The sequence below is a fragment of the Erythrobacter sp. WG genome (genome assembly GCF_026586795.1).
Classification (GTDB): Bacteria; Pseudomonadota; Alphaproteobacteria; order Sphingomonadales; family Sphingomonadaceae; genus Erythrobacter.
In genome coordinates, this window is record NZ_JAPFGY010000017.1 from 18,048 (window position 1) to 34,959 (window position 16,912).

A 16,912-nucleotide genomic window follows, 5' to 3' on the forward strand; every position below is an offset into this window, starting at 1 on the left:
TGACGAACCCCGCCATGCCCCGAGGGCACAGCGCGGCTCAGGCTGGATCAGGCTGGGATGGAGGGCGGCCCGGTGGACGGCGGTGGCGGTGCGGCAAGGCCGCGGCCGGGGACGATGCTCGGGACAGCGGCGGACCCCAGCACGATCGCCGGAGGGGGCGGCAGCAGCAGGTCCGGCGGGCCCGGAAGCAGGACGGGCGCGCCGAGCGCCGCGAAGTCGCACAGCGCGCTGGCATCGCCCGCGTGTTCGGCGTGCCCGGAATGATCGGCGTCGGGCGCAGGATCGGCGACGGGGCTGGCGGCGGCGTGCGAAGCGGGATGGCGATCATGTGCTGCGCCGGACGCCGCGTCCGGCATCTCGGCCATCGCATGGTGCCCATGATGCCCATGGGCCTCGTGCTGTGTGGAGGCGGGCACCGGGTCGACGGGCCGCTCGGCCTCGGCCCGCCGCATCCCCGCCAGGCCAGGCGAGACGCTCGGGCAAGGCACCAGCAACCCGTCCGAGCCGACCATCCAGCCATGTGGCACGACCCATTGCAGCACCGCCGCCAGGGCAGCGAGCAGCAGGAGCACATTGGGGTGCCGGGCGGAACGGCGGCGTATCACCGCGGCCCCATAGGTGATCCGAGCGACCCACGAAAGAAAAAGTCGATGCCGTCGTGCATCGAAATTCCCGATGGACGCGGTCTGTGGCGGGCAAGGCCGGTGCTGGACACTCAGCAGCCGCCACGAGGTTCGGGAAGGTCGTCAGGCAGCAACCGACCGGGGCGATTTGAAAGCGCACCACAAGATCGTTCACGCCCTCGTGAAGACACTCCGCGCCGGGGAAAGGATCAAGATCGAAGGCGAGACCAACGCCTTCGCCTACGGCGCAGCTGCTCTCGCGAAACTGCGGGGCTCAATGCCCAGCTTCGACCGGAAATGGTGCCAGAAGAGGACTCGAAAAATCCATATTGGACACTTTTGAATCAGGCACTTACGTGATCGAGAATTTCCGAAAGGACCGAAAAAGGCCCAGAGGGACTCACTAAGGTGTTGGTTCGATGCCTTTTTAGGGACTCGGAGCTGTATTCTCAGCCCTCGCGGCAGTGAAACAGCTGTCCCGAAATGAGGTGAGCTTAGCTTAGCTTCATTCCGATGGGACCCGCAATCAGACTGAATGGTTAATCGCGTGTTTCGCGAAGGATTAAACGGTACCCTGTCGATCGAACAGCCACTCGAAGACGGCAGGTCTCGACCCAGATTAGGTCGTTCGCTAGCTTGGAAGCGAATGGCTGCTCCTGCCAAAACCGGTTATCCGCGCGCTGCGAAGCCGTCTGGCGATCACGCTCTGCGATCCGACCGATGCAGCGATATCCATTTTTTCTGAGGGGCGGGCGCATCGCTTGCGTATAGAACACGTGCAACACGGAGATTGCCTGTGTCCGAACTTGATTCATCCCTGCGACAACTCGCAAGCTTGCCCGTTCCTGCGGGCCTCGAGCTCATTGACGATGCAGTTATCGCAGGGTTTGCCGCGCAGCGCCGCGAAGCATCGTTTAGCAAGCGCGCGACATTCTTTGCTGGGGCCTTTGCTTTGTTCCTGGGCCTGACTACCGGTGGGCTTGTGACGGGACCGCCTGCACAGGCACAGGCGCTCTCGCCTTTTGCCTCCGACAATCCCCTCGCACCCTCAAATCTTCTGGATGTTCATCCGTGACGAGACCTGCGTGGTTGGCATTGCTCATCGTGGTCGCCTTCACTGCCGCGTTTGCGGGAACCTTTTTGGGTCAGAAGTTGATCAACAATGGCAGGCAAAGCGAGACTGAGCTACATGCATTGCTGCACGGCGACCTCGACCTGGACGCAGCGCAGGCGGCGAAGATCGATGCAATCGAGCAGCGTTTTGCAACACGCCGCAAGGCGCTGGAGCTCGATATGAGGGCGGCCAATGCGCATCTGGCCGAAGCCATGGAGGCTGAGCACGGCTACGGCCCCGAAGTCACAGCAGCCGTCGATCACACGCACCACGTCATGGGCGAGATGCAGAAGGAAACGCTCGAACACCTCTTCGAAATGCGCTCCGTTTTGAGGCCCGATCAGGCCGCGGCATTTGACCGGGCTGTGACCAAGGCTCTCGCCCCTGATACGAAGTGAGCCTCCCGCTTGCCGAGGGTAGCGATGCCGAGGTGGTGGCACTGGCGCTCATCGGACGGCAGGATGCCTACCGGGAGCTGCTCGCCCGCTACCGCGAGCCGATCTACCGCTTCATCCGTGCTTCGACCGGTGACGCGCAAGAGGCGCTCGATCTTACACAGGACACCTTTATTGCCGCATTTTCGGCACTTGATCGTTACGATCGTTCACGGCCGATTCTGACCTGGCTCAGGCGGATTGCGCTCAACAAATGCCGCGATTGGGGGCGCAGACGCCGGCTGCGCACGATGCTGTGGCGCACAGCTCAGATCGATGCGGCCCATGACATGCCCGACGATACTATCGCGCCAGACGTGCAGGCGGCCGACCGCGCCGAGCTCGCGCGGGTCAATGCAGCAATAGTGCGGCTGCCGGCACGATTGCGCGAAACCTTGATCCTGCGAACCGTCGAGGACCTTGGTCAGGCTGAGACAGCCGACGTGCTTGGTATCAGCGAAAAAGCGGTCGAAACGCGGCTCTATCGAGCGCGCAGCAAGCTCAGTGAGCTTCTGGCAAACGAGGGTGGGCGAAAGAAATTTTGAGGGGTGTGCCGCGCTCATGCGTAATGCTGTTTATGGACCATTTGACACTTTCACGCCGTCACCTGCTTTCAGGGCTGGGAACCGTCTCCGCTCTCGCCGCCATGCCTGCCTGGGCGCAAGGGCATTCGATCCACCGCATGCGCGGCGGCTCGCCGATCCGTGTGGGCTTCGACGAGGTTTCTGGCGCAGCGATCGATCTCACTGTCGGCCACGGCCCTCGGACGGTGCAGGGGCGCAAGGGGCACGGGATCGCAGTCAACGGCTCGGTGCCTGGGCCGCTGATCCGCCTGCGCGAGGGGCAGAATGTCCGCCTCAACGTCACCAATACGCTCGATACCGATACTTCGATCCACTGGCACGGGCTGCTCCTGCCGTTCCACATGGACGGTGTGCCTGGCATCAGCTTTCCAGGCATCAAGCCGGGGCAGACCTTCACCTATGAATTCCCGATCCGGCAGTCGGGCACATACTGGTATCACAGCCATTCGGGGCTTCAGGAACAGCAGGGGCATTACGGCCCGCTGATCATCGACCCGGCGGGCGACGAGCCTGCCGCCTATGACCGCGATTACATCCTTCTCTTGAGCGAATTCACCCCGCTCGATCCGCATTTCATCATGGATCGGCTTCGCAAGGGCGAGGGCTATTTCAACTATCAGCAGACCAGCTGGGCCGACGATTACCCGCTGACCGCCGCCGACCGCCGGATGTGGGCCGAGATGCGCATGCCGGCGACTGACATCGCCGATGTGACAGGATCCACATATACCTACCTCGCCAATGGACGCGGGCCAAAGGAGGGGATGGAATACCTGTTCAAGCCCGGCGAGCGGGTGCGGCTTCGCGTCATCAACGGCGCGGCGCAGAGCTTTTTCAATCTGCGCATCCCCGGCCTTGCCATGACGGTGATCGCGGCGGATGGCCAGAACGTGAAGCCGGTCGAAGTCGATGAGCTCCAGATCGGCACGGCCGAAATCTATGACGTGATCGTCACCCCGCGCGAGGCGGAGGCCTATACCATTATCGCCGAAAGTATGGACCGTTCCGGCATGGCGCTCGCAACGCTGGCGAGCCGCCCCGGCGCGCGCGCGGCTATCCCCCCGCCGCGCAAGCCCCCGCTGCTCGACATGGGCGATATGGGGATGAACCATGGTGATGGCGGGCACGGCGGCGGCGGCCATTCTATGGACGGCATGACAATGCGCGACACGCTGCTGTTGCCGCCCGACGTAAAGGTTGGGCCAGGGATCGACATGGTCTCCATGGCTCCGGTGGACAAGATGGGCGATCCCGGTCTGGGTCTGCGCGATGTCGAACACCGCGTGCTCAATTACCGCATGTTGTCGGCCTTGGAGCCCAATGCCGACACGCGTGAGCCCTCACGCCTGCTGGAACTTCATCTCACCGGCAATATGGAACGCTACATGTGGTCATTCGACGGCGAGATGTATTCCGCCGTTAGCGATATCCCGATCCGTTTTGCCTGGAACGAGCGGGTTCGGGTCAAGCTCGTCAACAACACCATGATGGCGCACCCCATCCACCTGCACGGGATGTTCTTCGAACTCGTCAATGGCGAGGACGCTGCCCACCAGCCACGCAAGAACGTTCTCATCGTCCAGCCCGGGGCGAGCGCGCAGTTTGATCTCACCGCCAATGAACCGGGTGACTGGGCCTTCCACTGCCACCTGCTCTATCACATGCATGGCGGGATGATGCAGACCGTAACGGTTATGGGTCCGGAGAGTGGACAATGAAAGCCGCTCTTTGTTTTGCCCTGCTGCTGAGCGCCGCGCCGGCGCTCGCACAGCACCAGGGTCATGATCTGCCCAAGCCGGCCGGGGCAGAGGTGAAGGCTGATCCCCACGCAGGTCATGATATGGGCGATCCCGCGGACAACAAGGCCGAGCCGATGGACGGCATGGACCACAGCACCATGGACCATGGCGGGGACACCGGGGAGCAAACCGCCTCGCCCGGCCCGGACATGGAAACTCCGCCGCCGCCGGAGGCTGGGAGCGGGTCGCCGCGCGCCGCCGATGCGATCTGGGGCGCCGAGGCGATGGCTGCCTCGCGCAACGACCTGCGTAGGACGCATGGTGACTTTCCGGTGTTCTGGTTCCAGGGCGACCGACTGGAAACCCTGGTGCGCGGCGGCGAGGACGCCTACTTGTGGGATATACAGGGTTACTACGGCGGCCCGACCGAACGCCTCTGGTTCAAAAGCGAGGGCGAAGGCGAATGGGGCTCCGCGCCAGAAGATGCCGAGGTGCAAGCACTGTTCTCGAAGGCCTTCAAGCCGTTCTGGGACCTCCAGGCGGGCATCCGGCAGGACATAGGTGGGCCAGACACCATCCATGCCGTGATCGGTGTGCAGGGCTTGGCACCCTACATGTTCGAGGTCGATGCTGCGATGTTCCTGTCGCACCGCGGCGATCTAACCGCGCGGATCGAGGCCGAGGTCGATCAGCGCATCACCCAGCGCCTGATCCTTCAGCCGCGGATCGAGGCCAATCTGTCGGCGCAGAACATTCCCCTGCTCGGCATTGGCGCAGGGCTCGACCAGATCGAGATCGGCGCGCGGCTGCGCTATGAGATACGGCGCGAATTCGCGCCCTATATCGGCATCGAGCAGTCCTGGCGGACCGGCCAAAGTGCCGGCTTCGCGCGAGCACGCGGTGAAGACCCCTCCGCTACCAGCTTCATCGCCGGCATCCGTTTCTGGTTCTGATCAACAAGAAGGATAAACTCACATGAATTTCGCACCACTATTTGCCGCCCTTGCGATTGCGGCATTCCCGCTCGCTTTGCCCGCTGCCGCGCTGGCGCATACCAAGGTGGTCGCCTCGACCCCGGCTGAGGGCACGACTGTCGCGAACGCTCGCACCATCTCGTTGACCTTCAGCGAAGCCCTGTTGCCGCCCACTGCTGCAGCCAGCATCGTCATGACTGCGATGCCGGGCATGGCAAATCACGGCGAGATGGCGATCCGGAACTTCACGACCGCATGGTCGAACGAAAACAAGACCATGACTCTCAATCTGGCAAAGCCATTGCCCAAGGGGACCTACGAGGTTCGCTGGCAGGCAGCCGGGGCTGATGGTCACCGCATGAAGGGCACCGTTACCTTCATCATCGGCTGAGCCGGTGATAGAGGGTTTGTTCGAACCGGTCTTGCGGGTTGCGCAATATGCGCTGCTGCTGGGCCTGTTCGGGTGGTCGGCTTTCTGGTTGCTTGGCCTGCGAAGCGTCGACGGGCTGAAGACTGACCGCGCGCCAGCCTTTGCCGTTCTGGCGGCTCTCGTCGCGCCGGTTGTATCAGCGGCGCTCATGCTCATGTCGATCGCTGCGATGATGGGCGTGCCGGTCGCCGAGCTCGACCGGCCGATGATTGAAGCGATGATCTTCGGCACTGACATTGGGTTTGCCTTCATTGTCCGCTCTGGGCTGCTCTTTGCAGGGCTGGCCGCTATTCTCGCGCTCCGAAACCGCCGGGTAGCGCTAGTATTTGCGGCGGGCTGCTACGGTAGCGCCCTTGCGACGCTAGGTTGGAGTGGCCATGCCGCTGCAACCGAAGGCGGATTGGGGCTATTCCATCGCCTCAACAACGGCATCCATTTGGTCAGCGCGGGCCTGTGGCTTGGAGCAATCGGTTGGTTCCTAGTTCTGACAATCCGATGCTGCAAGGATCCTGACGAAATCCAGACGCATGCGGTGCTCAAGGCCATGCACGCCTTTGCGCCTATGGGGATCTCACTGATTGCGCTTGTCGCGGTTACCGGGACAATCAACTCTCACCTGATATTCGGTTTACCGAACGTTGCGGCGACTTTTGCAACGCCATACGGCATCCTGCTGGCGATCAAGCTGGCCTTAGTGGCAGCTATGGTAGCCCTTGGCGCGCATCATGCGCGCGTTAGCAAGGGTGCTGCAGCGGATGTGAGGGATGGCAATGTCTATCCCGCTCAAGGCTTGGGTGCATTGCAGCGCACCCTTATTGCCGAACTCCTGCTCGGGCTTTTGGTCATTGGCTTAGTCGCGGTCTTTGGATCGATGTCACCGACGATGATGTAAGCGGCCTTCGATCAGGACGGGAGCGTTCGTCAGGGATCCGAAGCTTAGGTAGCGCCGGTCGGATTGAAGGCAGCGATGATGGGGCACGGCCCGGCGTCTTCGGCTGCGCAGGCTTCCGCCAGACGGATGAGGGCGCCGCGCATGGTCAGCAAGGTCGCGATCTTTTCATCAAGCGCAGCGATGCGGCTGTTTGCAAGCGCCTGCGCCGAAGAGCGGTCTGCCGTGTCCAGCGCCAGCAAGGTCGCGATCTCTTCGAGCGTGAAGCCTGCCGTCTGGGCGGCGCGAATTGACCGCAAACGATCAAGGTCATCCATCCCGTAACGCCGCGGCCCTTGTCCGCGCGGAGGCTCGATAAGGAGCCCGCGACGCTGGTAATAACGGATTGTCTCAACGTTCACGCCGCCCGCGCGAGCGAATTCGCCGATTTTCATAAAGGCACTTGATCCCGTATCATGGTACGGAGTTTATAGCGGCCGCATTGCACGCGAATCAAAGGAAATCGCCAATGCCCCAATCTGCCAAAACAGCCGTGCTCCATCGCATGGTCATGCCCGGTCATACCTGCCCATACGGTCTGAAATCGAGACACCTCCTGACGTCGCGCGGTTACCGGGTGGAGGACCACCATCTGACGACGCGGGAAGAGACCGATGCTTTCAAAGCCGAACATGGCGTCACTACCACGCCGCAGACCTTCATTGATGGGCAGCGGATCGGCGGCCACGATGACCTCCGTCGCTTCTTCGGCCTCAAGGTCGCCGATCCTAATGCAACCACCTATCGCCCGGTCATGGCGTTGTTTGCTATGACTGCATTGATGGCAGTTGCGGTTGGCATTGCCGCCGACGGTAACGCCTTCAGTGTGCGCGTGGCCGAATGGTTCATCGCTTTTTCGATGTGTGTCCTTGCGCTGCTCAAGCTGCAGGATGTCGAGAAATTTGCGACCATGTTTCTCAATTATGACCTGCTGGCGCAGCGCTGGGTTCCCTATACGCGCATCTACCCCTTCGCTGAGGGTCTCGCCGGCGTCCTAATGGTAGCAGGTGTCTTGCACTGGGTCTCGATCCCGGTAGCACTGTTCATCGGCACGATAGGCGCAGTTTCCGTATTCAAGGCGGTCTACATCGACCGTCGCGAGCTCAAGTGCGCATGCGTCGGGGGATCGAGCAACGTACCGCTCGGTTTCGTCTCGCTGACCGAAAACCTCATGATGATCGCGATGGCGCTTTGGATGGCAGCGAAGATGGTTGTCTGACGATCGCTGAGGAGAACGATCACGGTAAGGAGCAAGGCATGACACAGCACACCGCCGACCAGCGGACAATGTACGCTGTCGCTGCAGCAATTGCAGCAGAATATCGTATGGTAGAAGAGGCAGCGCGGCAGGGTGATGTCCCGCTGGCATGGCACCATCTTGGGCGTGCGCACATCCTCGCCCAAACGCGGCTTGGCCCGCACGTCGTATCGCACTGGAGGATGCTCGCCTTTGCTGTCCAGCTCCGCAACTGGCGGGAAGGGGCGGGGCAGCTGTTGCGACTAGTGCTTGCACCGCTCGGCAACCTGACGGGGCGCCTGCCGATCGGCAACACCGGGCGCAGCACGGTGAGCGCCTTTGCACCGATGGATATTCCGTCTGACCTGCGCGCGATCCTCGATCGCACCAACGACTAATCTTTTCCAGCGCAGCCCTGCGCCGCAAATCGACCGAAAGACCTGATGTGATCCACCGCTTCCACGCCGCGCTGCTGCTTGGCACCGCGTGCGTCCTTGCCGCGCCTCTGCCTGCCTTTGCGCAGACCACTCTTGCAGAACCAGAGCACCCTGCCGATGATGCTGACCACGATCACGAGGCTGAGGAAGAAGAAGCCGCGATCATCGTTCAGGGCACGCGGCTTGGCCGCCGCTTGCAAGACGAGCCACTGAGGGTCGAGGTGATCGCGGGCGAGGAGGTCGAGGAGAAGGCGCTGATGCGCCCCGGCAGTATCGCGATGCTGGTGAACGAGATCGGTGGCGTGCGCGTGCAGGTGACATCGCCCGCGCTCGGCGCTGCCAATGTCAGGATACAGGGATTGGAGGGCCGCTATACCCAGCTGCTCGCCGACAACCTTACGCTTTATGGAGGGCAGGCGGCGTCGCTCGGCCTCTTGCAGGTGCCGCCGACCGATCTGGCGCAGGTCGAGGTCATCAAGGGCTCGGTCTCCGCGCTCTATGGCGGCTCGGCGCTGGGCGGTGTGATCAACCTCATCTCCAAGCGCCCTGGCAGCGCATTCGAAGCTGACATTCTCGCCAACGTGACCACGCGTAACGGACAAGATCTGACCGCTTATGTGGCGGGGCCGATCAGCGGGAGCGCGGGCCTCTCGCTCACTGCCGGAGCGCACCGGCAGAGTGGGCAAGATCTCGATGACGATGGCTGGCTCGACATGGCGGCCTATGACCGGTTCACCGCACGGCCGCGCTTCCAGTGGGACGGTGACGATGGCTCCTCACTCTACCTTACCGTAGGAGCCATGACCGAGGAGCGCACCGGCGGCACGTTACCCGGTCGCACCGTCCCCGATGGCACGGCTTTCGTCCAAGCACAGGATACTGACCGGTTCGACGCCGGGCTGGTCGCCCGAACACCGCTTGAGGGCCTCGGCAAACTCGTCTTGCGCGCCTCGGCCATGCGGCAGGACCATCTGCATCGCTTCGGCGCGGTGGTGGAGGATGACCGCCACACCAGCCTGTTTACCGAGGCATCGCTCGCAGGCGAAAGCGGCAGCACCGCATGGGTGGCAGGCGCGGCGTTCCAGTCGGACGGGTTCCGTTCGGATACCTTCCCGGCCTTCAACTACACCTATGATGTCCCCGGCCTGTTCGCGCAGATCGAGCAGCAGGCGTCGCCCGACCTTGCGCTTGCGGCGAGCGGACGGGTCGATTTTCACGACACTTTCGGCACGCAGTTCAGCCCGCGCGTATCAGCGCTCTACCGCCCCGGTCGCTGGACGATCCGTGCCTCCTTTGGCCAAGGGTTCTTCGCCCCCACGCCGTTCGTGGACGAGATTGATGCGGCAGGGCTATCGCGGCTCGAACCGCTCGGCGACCTCAAAGCCGAAATCGCCCGCACCGCCTCTCTCGACATAGGCTATGCCAGAGGCCCGTGGGAGGCGAACGTCACGCTGTTCGGCTCCGATATCGACAACGCCACACGGCTCGATGCCATTGCCTCCGACCGGGTGCAGCTCGTCAATATCGATGGCACCACCCGCCTACGCGGTAGCGAGGTGCTGCTGCGCTGGCGGCAAGATGGCTTCACGGTGACAGGCAGCTATGTGTTTGTGGACAGCTCCGAACCCGATCCGTCTGGCATAGGCCTCAGGCAACAGCCGCTTACCCCACGGCACACCGCTGGCCTCATCGGCATGTGGGAGGAACACGGCAGGGGTCGGATCGGGATCGAAGCCTATTACACCGGCCGCCAGCTGCTCGAAGACAACCCTTTCCGCACCCGCTCGCGTCCTTATCTTCATCTCGGCGTGCTGGGCGAGATCGCGCTTGGTCGATTCAGCCTGTTCGCCAACGCCGAAAACCTGCTGAACGTGCGCCAGTCGCGGTATGACCCGCTACTGCGGCCCACGCGCGCAGCTAGCGGGCAATGGACGGTCGATGCGTGGGCGCCGCTTGAAGGATTTGTCCTCAATGCAGGGGTGCGAGTGCGGCTCGGGCAGGATTGAAGAGCGTCTGATCGATCAGCGACACGGCCGGGATAAGTTTGGTTTTCGAAATTCCGGCTCTAGCGGCCGGCAAGTGACGCCATCTGCCGAGTTCGGCAATGCAGCGAGCCGCCACTCATAACCGGAAGCCGGTAGGAATCTGATGCCCTACTTAGTGAGCATGCCCTTTGGCGTCATCGTTCTCTTGGTTTGCACCTTGGTTGCTTGGACTTTCCGCGGCCATGTCTTTGCAGCAACAGCAACCGTTGCCCTTCGCCATCATTTCGCAGCATGCCATCTTCTTTTCGGCTGCAGGGGCAGGCGAGCTTTTTGATACCGGTGCGGGTGCCGATTGGGTAGCAACGCTCACTGCGATAATGGTAGATAAAATCATTATCTGTCTCCTAGCCTTTTACGGACATCGCACGCGCGAACTTCTTCGGCAATAGGTCCTTTCCTGATTGGCGTGGTTCAGGAAGCAAACCAATAGCCGCCAACTTCAGTGCCGAGCAGGCGCATGTCCCCTTCCGGCAATACCGGCCATTCGGCATGCCGTTAAGCAACGACGGCTTTGTCCCAGATTCTGCCTTTGAGACCGACCCTCCAGCATAGCTGCTTTCAGGCGATCGCTTTGCGATCCGTTTGATTCGTTTCCTCGGACAATTTTTCTTCTTGTCCGAGGTTTGATATCGCATCAGCGGTGAGGCCGGCACACCGCTCGCGGCGATGATGCACTTGGGTTCGCAAAATGATCTGGTTTGAGAATCCCGAGAAACACTAAGTCTGACTTTGCAAAAACGGCCATTCGTAAACCAGCTATGGCTCTGCGCTTGAGCCATCACCTGTCAGTCGATGCGATCAACGCACCTATCGGTTTTCCCGCGCGAACGATACCCCATAGGGTATAATTTCATATTATACCCGACAAGGTATATTGCGTCTTTATACCTTCTGAAGTATGCGGCCTTCGAGGAGGCGTCCATGCAACAGATCGTCAGATTGCCAAGCCAACTAGGCGCGATCATCCAGAGTGAGCGGTTGAGACAGGGTATGACCCAGTCAGAACTGGCAAGCCGCACTGGTACGCAGCAGAAGACCATATCTGCGATCGAGAATGGCAGCGAAGGGACCAAGCTCGACACGCTGCTCAGCGTGATCGCCAGCCTTGGTCTCGATATGCAAATCGTGCCACGCGAGAAGGGCAAAAAATCGATTGAGGATGTCTTCTAGCTGTGCCGCGCAAGAAGACCCATCAGCCCCTCGAGGTGCTGATCAATGGCCGCCTGGTGGGCCGCCTCGAGAAGGCATCGACCGGGGCGATCAGCTTTCAGTATGACGATACGTGGCTCGCATGGGAGCACCGGTTTGCCGTCTCGCTCTCTCTGCCGCTGACCCCGGTCGCTTACCGCGGCGCCGAGGTTGCTGCCGTGTTCGACAACCTCTTGCCAGACCGGGACACGGCGCGTCGCCGTGTCGCTGAGCGCATGGGCGCGCAAGGAACAGACTTCTACAGCCTGCTCGAGGCCATCGGCCGCGACTGTGTCGGCGCGATGCAGTTCCTGCCCGAGGGCGGGGCCAGCCAGGCCAAGGGCAACATTGAAGGTGAGCCCTTCAACGAGGCCGAGATCGAGGCAATGCTCGCCGATCTGGCCCAAGTCCCCTTGGGTCTGGACCGCGAACAGGAGTTCCGGATTTCGGTTGGTGGTGCGCAGGAAAAGACGGCCTTGCTGCGCGTTGACGGACAATGGCTGCGCCCGCTCGGATCGACGCCGACGACCCATATTCTGAAACCGCAATTGGGCCAGATTCCTACCGCCGACGGCATGATCGACATGTCGGACAGTGTGGACAATGAACACTACTGCCTGACGCTTATGCAGGCTTTCGGTCTTCGGGTCGCGCAAACCGAGATAGCAACATTCGGATCGCGGCGCGTGCTGGTGGTCGAGCGTTTTGACCGGCGCTGGCGCAATGCCAGTCACATCCTCCGCCTGCCTCAGGAGGATTGTTGCCAGACCCTTGGTATCCCGCCGACCCGCAAATACCAGAGCGACGGTGGCCCCGGGATGCGCGACATTATCGGGCTCCTGAATGGCGCCAACGATCCCCGTGCCGACCAGGCCGCCTTTTTCAAGAGCCAGATCCTGTTCTGGCTGATCGGCGCGACCGACGGTCACGCCAAGAACTTCAGCATCTTTCTGGAGCCGGGCGGACGTTTCAGCCTCACACCCTTCTATGATGTGCTGTCAGCCCAGCCCGCCGTCGACAGAGGTCAGATCGCTCCGCCCAAGTTCCGTCTTGCGATGTCGGCAGGGACCAACCGCCACTACCGGCTGTCCGAAGTCATGGGCCGTCATTTTGTCCAGACTGGCAAGGCAGCAGGCCTCGGCGCTGACCTCATGCGCCGCGCTATATCGGAGATACTCGACCAGGCGTCGAACGCTGTCAGTCAAGCCCGCGCAGCGATGCCGGCAGACTTCGCAGAGGAAGTCCACGCGAGCATCGCCGCTGCCATTGACCGGCGCTTGCCGCACCTCGCCAGCGCAATGGAAGAGCTATAGCAGCCAGGTTACTGGCATTTACCGTTGATCTTCTGCTTCCTGCGCGCTCGAAGCAGGGATCGCTCCGATAGGCTGCGCCGCCACGGCCTCGACCGGTGGCTGGGCTATCGAAGCGCCCTTGGGCAGCGAAACAGGCAGATTGCTTTCGAGAGTGGCGATGAGTTCACGACCTTGCGGGATCTCTCCGCTCTTCCCGGTGATGAAACCTGCGAAAACGCCAGCGGCGATGACACCACCAACTGTAGCCAGCGTGGCTCCGCTTCCCTCCTGTCGGTAGGTCCCATCGATGTTCACACGGCGATTGCCAAGCTGAAGGTACTCAAGCTCGATATCCATCTTGCCCGACTTGCCGAACGCGCCGCGGCTCGTGAGCCACGTGATCCGGCCAACGGCCTTCGTGCCCTGGGGGATGACGATGTAGTCACCCAGGCGGATATCTGCAGCGACCACCAGATTGAACTGATCGCCCTCCTTCCAGCTGTCACCCTTGGTGGTAATCGTCTGGGTCATCTTGAGCGGGATTTCGGTTCCCGCAGGCAAGAAGACTTGCGGCTCGGCAGCGGCCTGCACGGCCTGAACTGGAACATCGTTTTCGGTTGATTGTGCTTGAGCGGCCCCTGCCGCCAGCGCCGCGAGAATTGAGAATGCTGCTTTGGTCATTTGTGCCCCCTTGGCGCCTTGAGCGCGAATAGAATCGATGTGCGACCTATCGCAGGGGCTGACGTCAAAACCTGTCATGCCGGATTCGGGTCGGACGATTTCTGGCGGTTTGCGCCAAGAAAATCTGATGCATAGCGTATCGCCCTCAGCTATCGCGATCGTGCCAGTGGGCGCTTGAGGAGGGGTTCCGGTGTCGTTTGCTAAGGCTCAGGATCTGTTGAAGCTGGCCATGATGGCGACCCGGCGCAGCGGCGTTGCGCTCGAGGACATCGTCGAGGAGTTCTCATGCTCCTATCGGACCGCCCAGCGAATGATCGAGGCGCTTGAGGCTGCTTTTCCTCAGACAACATCGGTCGAAGGAGAGGACCGCAAAAAGCGCTGGCACGTCCCGGCGCGGCAGGTCGCAGCGTTCTTGACCCCGACGCCGGAGGAGCTGGCAGCGCTCTCGACCGGGATAACCCAGCTCGAGCAAGCCGGTTTGCTGCAAGAAGCGGGTCTCACGCGAGACCTCGCTCAAAAGGTCAGAGCGCTGGTGCCTCCAGAGCAGGGGACACGCCTGTCAGTCGACGAGGAAGCGCTGCTCGAAGCCCTTGGCCACGCGGCTCGCCCAGGGCCCCGGCCGGCGACCAACGAGAAGGTCGACAGGGCGATCTACGAGGCCTTGAAGGGGCCTTGTCTTCTCCGTTTCCCGTATCGCAAACGCGGCCAATCCGAACCCGTAAGCCGGGTTGTCGCGCCACACGGCCTGCTCCTTGGGGTGCGCCGCTATCTCGTGGCCCGCGACATAGAGAAGCCAGCTTCTCATCCGCTCCAGCATTTCCGGGTCGAGGAGATCGCCGAGGCGGAGGTCTTGTCTGAGAGCTTCGAGTTCGATCCCGGCTTCGACATCCGGCGCCATGCAGAACGAGGCTTTGGATCCTACGAGAATGCTGGAGAGTATGGTGACGTCGTTTGGCGCTTTTCTCCAGAGGCTGCTCCCCATGCGCGCCGATTTGTGTTCCACCCGACGCAAACTGTGGAGGAAGAGCCGGACGGGTCGCTGCTTGTGCGCTTCCGGGCATCGGGTCTGCTTGAAATGAGCTGGCATCTTTATTCTTGGGGGACCTCTGTAGAGGTACTAGAGCCCGCCGCGCTTCGGGACATGGTGCACGATTACCGCCGCACCTTCGACGCGCTGCCATAGACGCATGTAAGGCAGACGTGGTCCGCCGAAGCTGGAACAACAGCTGACGGATCCTTTGATGGCCCACACATTTTCTCGCCGCGAGTTCTACGAGCTCGTCTGGTCCAAACCGATGACGCATCTCGCCAAGGAGCTTGGGGTCTCGGATGTGGCGCTGCACAAGGTCTGCCGCAAACACGCGATCCCTAATCCGCCTGCCGGATGGTGGGCGAAAAAGGCCGCAGGCAAGAAGGTCCAACAGATCATGCTTCCTGAGAAGGCGGGCGATGATCGCGCTGGTGTGATCACGATCCGGCCAGTCACTGTCGCCGAGTGGCAAGCTCTCGCAGCCGCATCAGCGGAGAAAATCACCACGAATACCAAAGGTGGCGTCGAACCCGATCAGCCAAAGCTGAGCGCTAAGGTTCGAGCCACATTGGCCGCGCTGCGTCAGGCGAAGCCAAACTTTCAGGGGCTGGTTGAGATCAAGGAGCCAGGGCTGATCCAGTGCAGCGTTGCGAAAAACTCCATACCCCGCCTGGCCACTATCCTCCCTCAGCTCGAAGCAATGGCGAAGATCCAGGGGTTCGGCCTCAGTGATGACGACAAGCCCTGCCGCTTTACGAATGGCGAACAGTCTGTGACCTTCTCGATCAACGAGACCTTTCGCCGTGAAAAGCACGAGCCGACCCAGAAGGAAAAGGCGGCGCTTGCTGCGTGGGAGAGGCGGAGAAAGGCGAACAATTGGGGCCGTCTCGACAATGACCCTTATCCGCGGCCGCCCGACTGGGACTACTCGCCGACCGGGGAGCTATCGATCGAGCTGGAGCCGGTATGGTCGTACCATCACTCCATGCCACGCCGGTCATTCAAAGATGGCAAACGACAGCGCCTCGAAGACATGGCTGCAAAAGTCGCGATCGGGATTGTGATCGTTGCGGAAGCCAAAGCAGCGCGGCAGCGCCGTGAAGAAGAGCACGCACGCGCCCAGGAAAGGCATCGGCGTCTGCGCGAGCGCGAAGAGCGAAGGAAGCGCCTTGATGAGCAACGCAATGCCGAGCTCAATGCACTGATAGCGCTTCGAGAACGTGTCGGTCATTTGGAGGGCCTCTCGGCAACCATTGAAAGTTCGGCGCAAAGCGAAAATGAGAGCCGTCTCAGCGTATTCAGACAATGGCTCACGCAGCAGTTAGAACACGCCCGCGCGCAGCTCAGTCCGGGTGGCCTTGAAGCGCGTTTTGCCGAGCGGAGTGTGTTCGGCGCCGCTGACTACAGCTTCGAAGACGACGAGGACTACCAACGCGAATAGGTTGGCCGGAATGACCCGCCAGGTAGATCTAACCTGAGGCCATCCTGCGATGTTCGGCGCGGTGGCAGTTAGCGCAGAGGCAGAGAAGGTCTTTGACTTCGGTTTCGTGTCCCTCGTCCATGTCCTTGAGCGGGATCGTGTGGTGGACGTCAAATATCGCCTCAGCGATTGCCGCCGGATAGATTGCGTACCAGTCCGTAGCACAATGCTCACAAGCGAGCCTGCCGTCGTTTGCTGCGCGAATTGCGGCGCGCTTGGCGGCTGCGGCTTTCGCGCTGCGACGTCGCTCGGTGCGCAGGTGTTTGGCCATGCGTTTGTCGCCTTCGATCCAGCTGCGTTCCTCTGGGTCGACACCAATCGTTGCGGCTGCCTTGTCGACTTCCGCGGCATTCACTTGGGCGCGGCGGCGGCGCCGATTAGCCTCAGCAGTCGCCTCGGTTTTGCTGATGATCGTGTAGCCGGCGGCTTGGAGGATCTCGAAGCTCGGCTGCGACCACCCTGCACTGAAGTGTCCGGGAAAGGCCTCGGTCACGACACCGGCTTCCTCAAGCGCCCGGCCAAACACTTTCTTTGGCGCGAGGCGGTCGCCTTCCTGCGTGAGCAGGTCGTAATCGCGAGACTCAGCAAAATTTGGAGCGTCGGTGCCCGAAAGCAGGCTGGCGACGGCAGCATCGACGTGTGCAGTGGTAACGCGACGTTGCTGTTCGGACGGGAGGCGCTTGATCATGACATACT

General features: G+C 61.6%; 19 protein-coding genes. 15 read left to right on the forward strand and 4 right to left on the reverse strand.

Annotated elements, in window-relative coordinates; translation table 11 throughout:
* Positions 1-47: 47 nt before the first annotated feature.
* Complete coding sequence (locus tag OPU67_RS10060; protein ID WP_267619404.1) at positions 48-605, reverse strand: hypothetical protein; 558 nt, start codon at positions 603-605, stop codon at positions 48-50.
* 814 nt (positions 606-1,419) lie between these two features.
* On the opposite strand from OPU67_RS10060, the gene OPU67_RS10065 reads away from it, so the two are divergent.
* From OPU67_RS10065 to OPU67_RS10095, 7 genes are read left to right on the forward strand one after another with little or no spacing between them, the layout of a single operon-like run.
* Positions 1,420-1,698: a hypothetical protein gene (locus OPU67_RS10065; RefSeq protein WP_267619405.1), complete on the forward strand. Its 279-nt coding sequence runs from the start codon at positions 1,420-1,422 to the stop codon at positions 1,696-1,698.
* 14 nt (positions 1,699-1,712) lie between these two features.
* The gene (locus tag OPU67_RS10070) at positions 1,713-2,135 is read left to right on the forward strand and encodes a Spy/CpxP family protein refolding chaperone (RefSeq protein WP_267619406.1); all 423 of its coding nucleotides are present in this window, start codon (positions 1,713-1,715) and stop codon (positions 2,133-2,135) included.
* Positions 2,132-2,716, forward strand: a complete 585-nt coding sequence (locus OPU67_RS10075; protein ID WP_267619407.1) for an RNA polymerase sigma factor — start codon at positions 2,132-2,134, stop codon at positions 2,714-2,716. Before OPU67_RS10070 ends, OPU67_RS10075 begins: the two co-directional genes overlap by 4 nt.
* A gap of 32 nt (positions 2,717-2,748) precedes the next feature.
* On the forward strand, positions 2,749-4,473 hold the full coding sequence (locus tag OPU67_RS10080; protein WP_420708996.1) for a copper resistance system multicopper oxidase: 1,725 nt from the start codon (positions 2,749-2,751) through the stop codon (positions 4,471-4,473).
* On the forward strand, positions 4,470-5,447 hold the full coding sequence (locus tag OPU67_RS10085) for a copper resistance protein B (protein ID WP_267619408.1): 978 nt from the start codon (positions 4,470-4,472) through the stop codon (positions 5,445-5,447). Before OPU67_RS10080 ends, OPU67_RS10085 begins: the two co-directional genes overlap by 4 nt.
* Before the next feature lie 22 nt (positions 5,448-5,469).
* Positions 5,470-5,859, forward strand: a complete 390-nt coding sequence (gene copC / locus OPU67_RS10090; protein ID WP_267619409.1) for a copper homeostasis periplasmic binding protein CopC — start codon at positions 5,470-5,472, stop codon at positions 5,857-5,859.
* A 16-nt stretch (positions 5,860-5,875) separates the two neighbouring features.
* Positions 5,876-6,790 carry a CopD family protein gene (locus OPU67_RS10095; RefSeq protein WP_267619410.1) on the forward strand — a complete coding sequence of 305 codons (915 nt, stop codon included), beginning with the start codon at positions 5,876-5,878 and terminating at the stop codon, positions 6,788-6,790.
* 44 nt (positions 6,791-6,834) lie between these two features.
* On the opposite strand, the gene OPU67_RS10100 is transcribed toward OPU67_RS10095, so the two are convergent.
* Positions 6,835-7,221 carry a MerR family transcriptional regulator gene (locus tag OPU67_RS10100; protein ID WP_267619411.1) on the reverse strand — a complete coding sequence of 129 codons (387 nt, stop codon included), beginning with the start codon at positions 7,219-7,221 and terminating at the stop codon, positions 6,835-6,837.
* Positions 7,222-7,295: 74 nt separating this feature from the next.
* Here OPU67_RS10100 and OPU67_RS10105 point away from each other — a divergent pair, with 74 nt between their 5' ends.
* The 6 genes from OPU67_RS10105 (at position 7,296) to OPU67_RS10130 (ending at position 13,046) form a co-directional block, all read left to right on the forward strand.
* On the forward strand, positions 7,296-8,045 hold the full coding sequence (locus OPU67_RS10105) for a glutaredoxin family protein (RefSeq protein WP_267619412.1): 750 nt from the start codon (positions 7,296-7,298) through the stop codon (positions 8,043-8,045).
* A 38-nt stretch (positions 8,046-8,083) separates the two neighbouring features.
* Entirely contained in the window at positions 8,084-8,461 is a 378-nt protein-coding gene (locus OPU67_RS10110) for a DUF3703 domain-containing protein (protein WP_267619413.1), read from the forward strand.
* 47 nt (positions 8,462-8,508) lie between these two features.
* Entirely contained in the window at positions 8,509-10,506 is a 1,998-nt protein-coding gene (locus OPU67_RS10115) for a TonB-dependent receptor plug domain-containing protein (protein ID WP_267619414.1), read from the forward strand.
* Positions 10,507-10,727: 221 nt separating this feature from the next.
* On the forward strand, positions 10,728-10,934 hold the full coding sequence (locus OPU67_RS10120; protein WP_267619415.1) for a hypothetical protein: 207 nt from the start codon (positions 10,728-10,730) through the stop codon (positions 10,932-10,934).
* A gap of 532 nt (positions 10,935-11,466) precedes the next feature.
* Positions 11,467-11,715, forward strand: coding sequence for a helix-turn-helix domain-containing protein (locus OPU67_RS10125; RefSeq protein ID WP_267619416.1), 249 nt, complete (start codon positions 11,467-11,469; stop codon positions 11,713-11,715).
* 2 nt (positions 11,716-11,717) lie between these two features.
* A complete protein-coding gene (locus OPU67_RS10130; protein WP_267619417.1) occupies positions 11,718-13,046 on the forward strand; it encodes a type II toxin-antitoxin system HipA family toxin in 1,329 nt (442 codons plus the stop codon).
* Between the two features lie 18 nt (positions 13,047-13,064).
* Here the strand turns inward: OPU67_RS10130 and OPU67_RS10135 are convergent, their stop codons facing one another.
* A complete protein-coding gene (locus tag OPU67_RS10135; protein WP_267619418.1) occupies positions 13,065-13,706 on the reverse strand; it encodes a hypothetical protein in 642 nt (213 codons plus the stop codon).
* 190 nt (positions 13,707-13,896) lie between these two features.
* On the opposite strand from OPU67_RS10135, the gene OPU67_RS10140 reads away from it, so the two are divergent.
* Complete coding sequence (locus tag OPU67_RS10140; protein WP_267619419.1) at positions 13,897-14,889, forward strand: helix-turn-helix transcriptional regulator; 993 nt, start codon at positions 13,897-13,899, stop codon at positions 14,887-14,889.
* A 58-nt stretch (positions 14,890-14,947) separates the two neighbouring features.
* Positions 14,948-16,177 (forward strand): hypothetical protein, encoded by a 1,230-nt coding sequence (locus OPU67_RS10145; protein WP_267619420.1) that lies wholly within the window; start codon positions 14,948-14,950, stop codon positions 16,175-16,177.
* A gap of 28 nt (positions 16,178-16,205) precedes the next feature.
* Here the strand turns inward: OPU67_RS10145 and OPU67_RS10150 are convergent, their stop codons facing one another.
* The gene (locus tag OPU67_RS10150; protein WP_267619421.1) at positions 16,206-16,904 is read right to left on the reverse strand and encodes an HNH endonuclease; all 699 of its coding nucleotides are present in this window, start codon (positions 16,902-16,904) and stop codon (positions 16,206-16,208) included.
* Between the last annotated feature and the right edge of the window lie 8 nt (positions 16,905-16,912).

Coding starts and splice junctions, on each gene's coding strand:
- OPU67_RS10080 (WP_420708996.1), top strand. CDS start 2,749: ATGGACCATTTGACACTTTCACGCCGTCACCTGCTTTCAGGGCTGGGA.
- OPU67_RS10085 (WP_267619408.1), top strand. CDS start 4,470: ATGAAAGCCGCTCTTTGTTTTGCCCTGCTGCTGAGCGCCGCGCCGGCG.
- copC (WP_267619409.1), top strand. CDS start 5,470: ATGAATTTCGCACCACTATTTGCCGCCCTTGCGATTGCGGCATTCCCG.
- OPU67_RS10100 (WP_267619411.1), bottom strand. CDS start 7,221: ATGAAAATCGGCGAATTCGCTCGCGCGGGCGGCGTGAACGTTGAGACA.
- OPU67_RS10105 (WP_267619412.1), top strand. CDS start 7,296: ATGCCCCAATCTGCCAAAACAGCCGTGCTCCATCGCATGGTCATGCCC.
- OPU67_RS10110 (WP_267619413.1), top strand. CDS start 8,084: ATGACACAGCACACCGCCGACCAGCGGACAATGTACGCTGTCGCTGCA.
- OPU67_RS10120 (WP_267619415.1), top strand. CDS start 10,728: ATGTCTTTGCAGCAACAGCAACCGTTGCCCTTCGCCATCATTTCGCAG.
- OPU67_RS10125 (WP_267619416.1), top strand. CDS start 11,467: ATGCAACAGATCGTCAGATTGCCAAGCCAACTAGGCGCGATCATCCAG.
- OPU67_RS10135 (WP_267619418.1), bottom strand. CDS start 13,706: ATGACCAAAGCAGCATTCTCAATTCTCGCGGCGCTGGCGGCAGGGGCC.
- OPU67_RS10145 (WP_267619420.1), top strand. CDS start 14,948: ATGGCCCACACATTTTCTCGCCGCGAGTTCTACGAGCTCGTCTGGTCC.
- OPU67_RS10150 (WP_267619421.1), bottom strand. CDS start 16,904: ATGATCAAGCGCCTCCCGTCCGAACAGCAACGTCGCGTTACCACTGCA.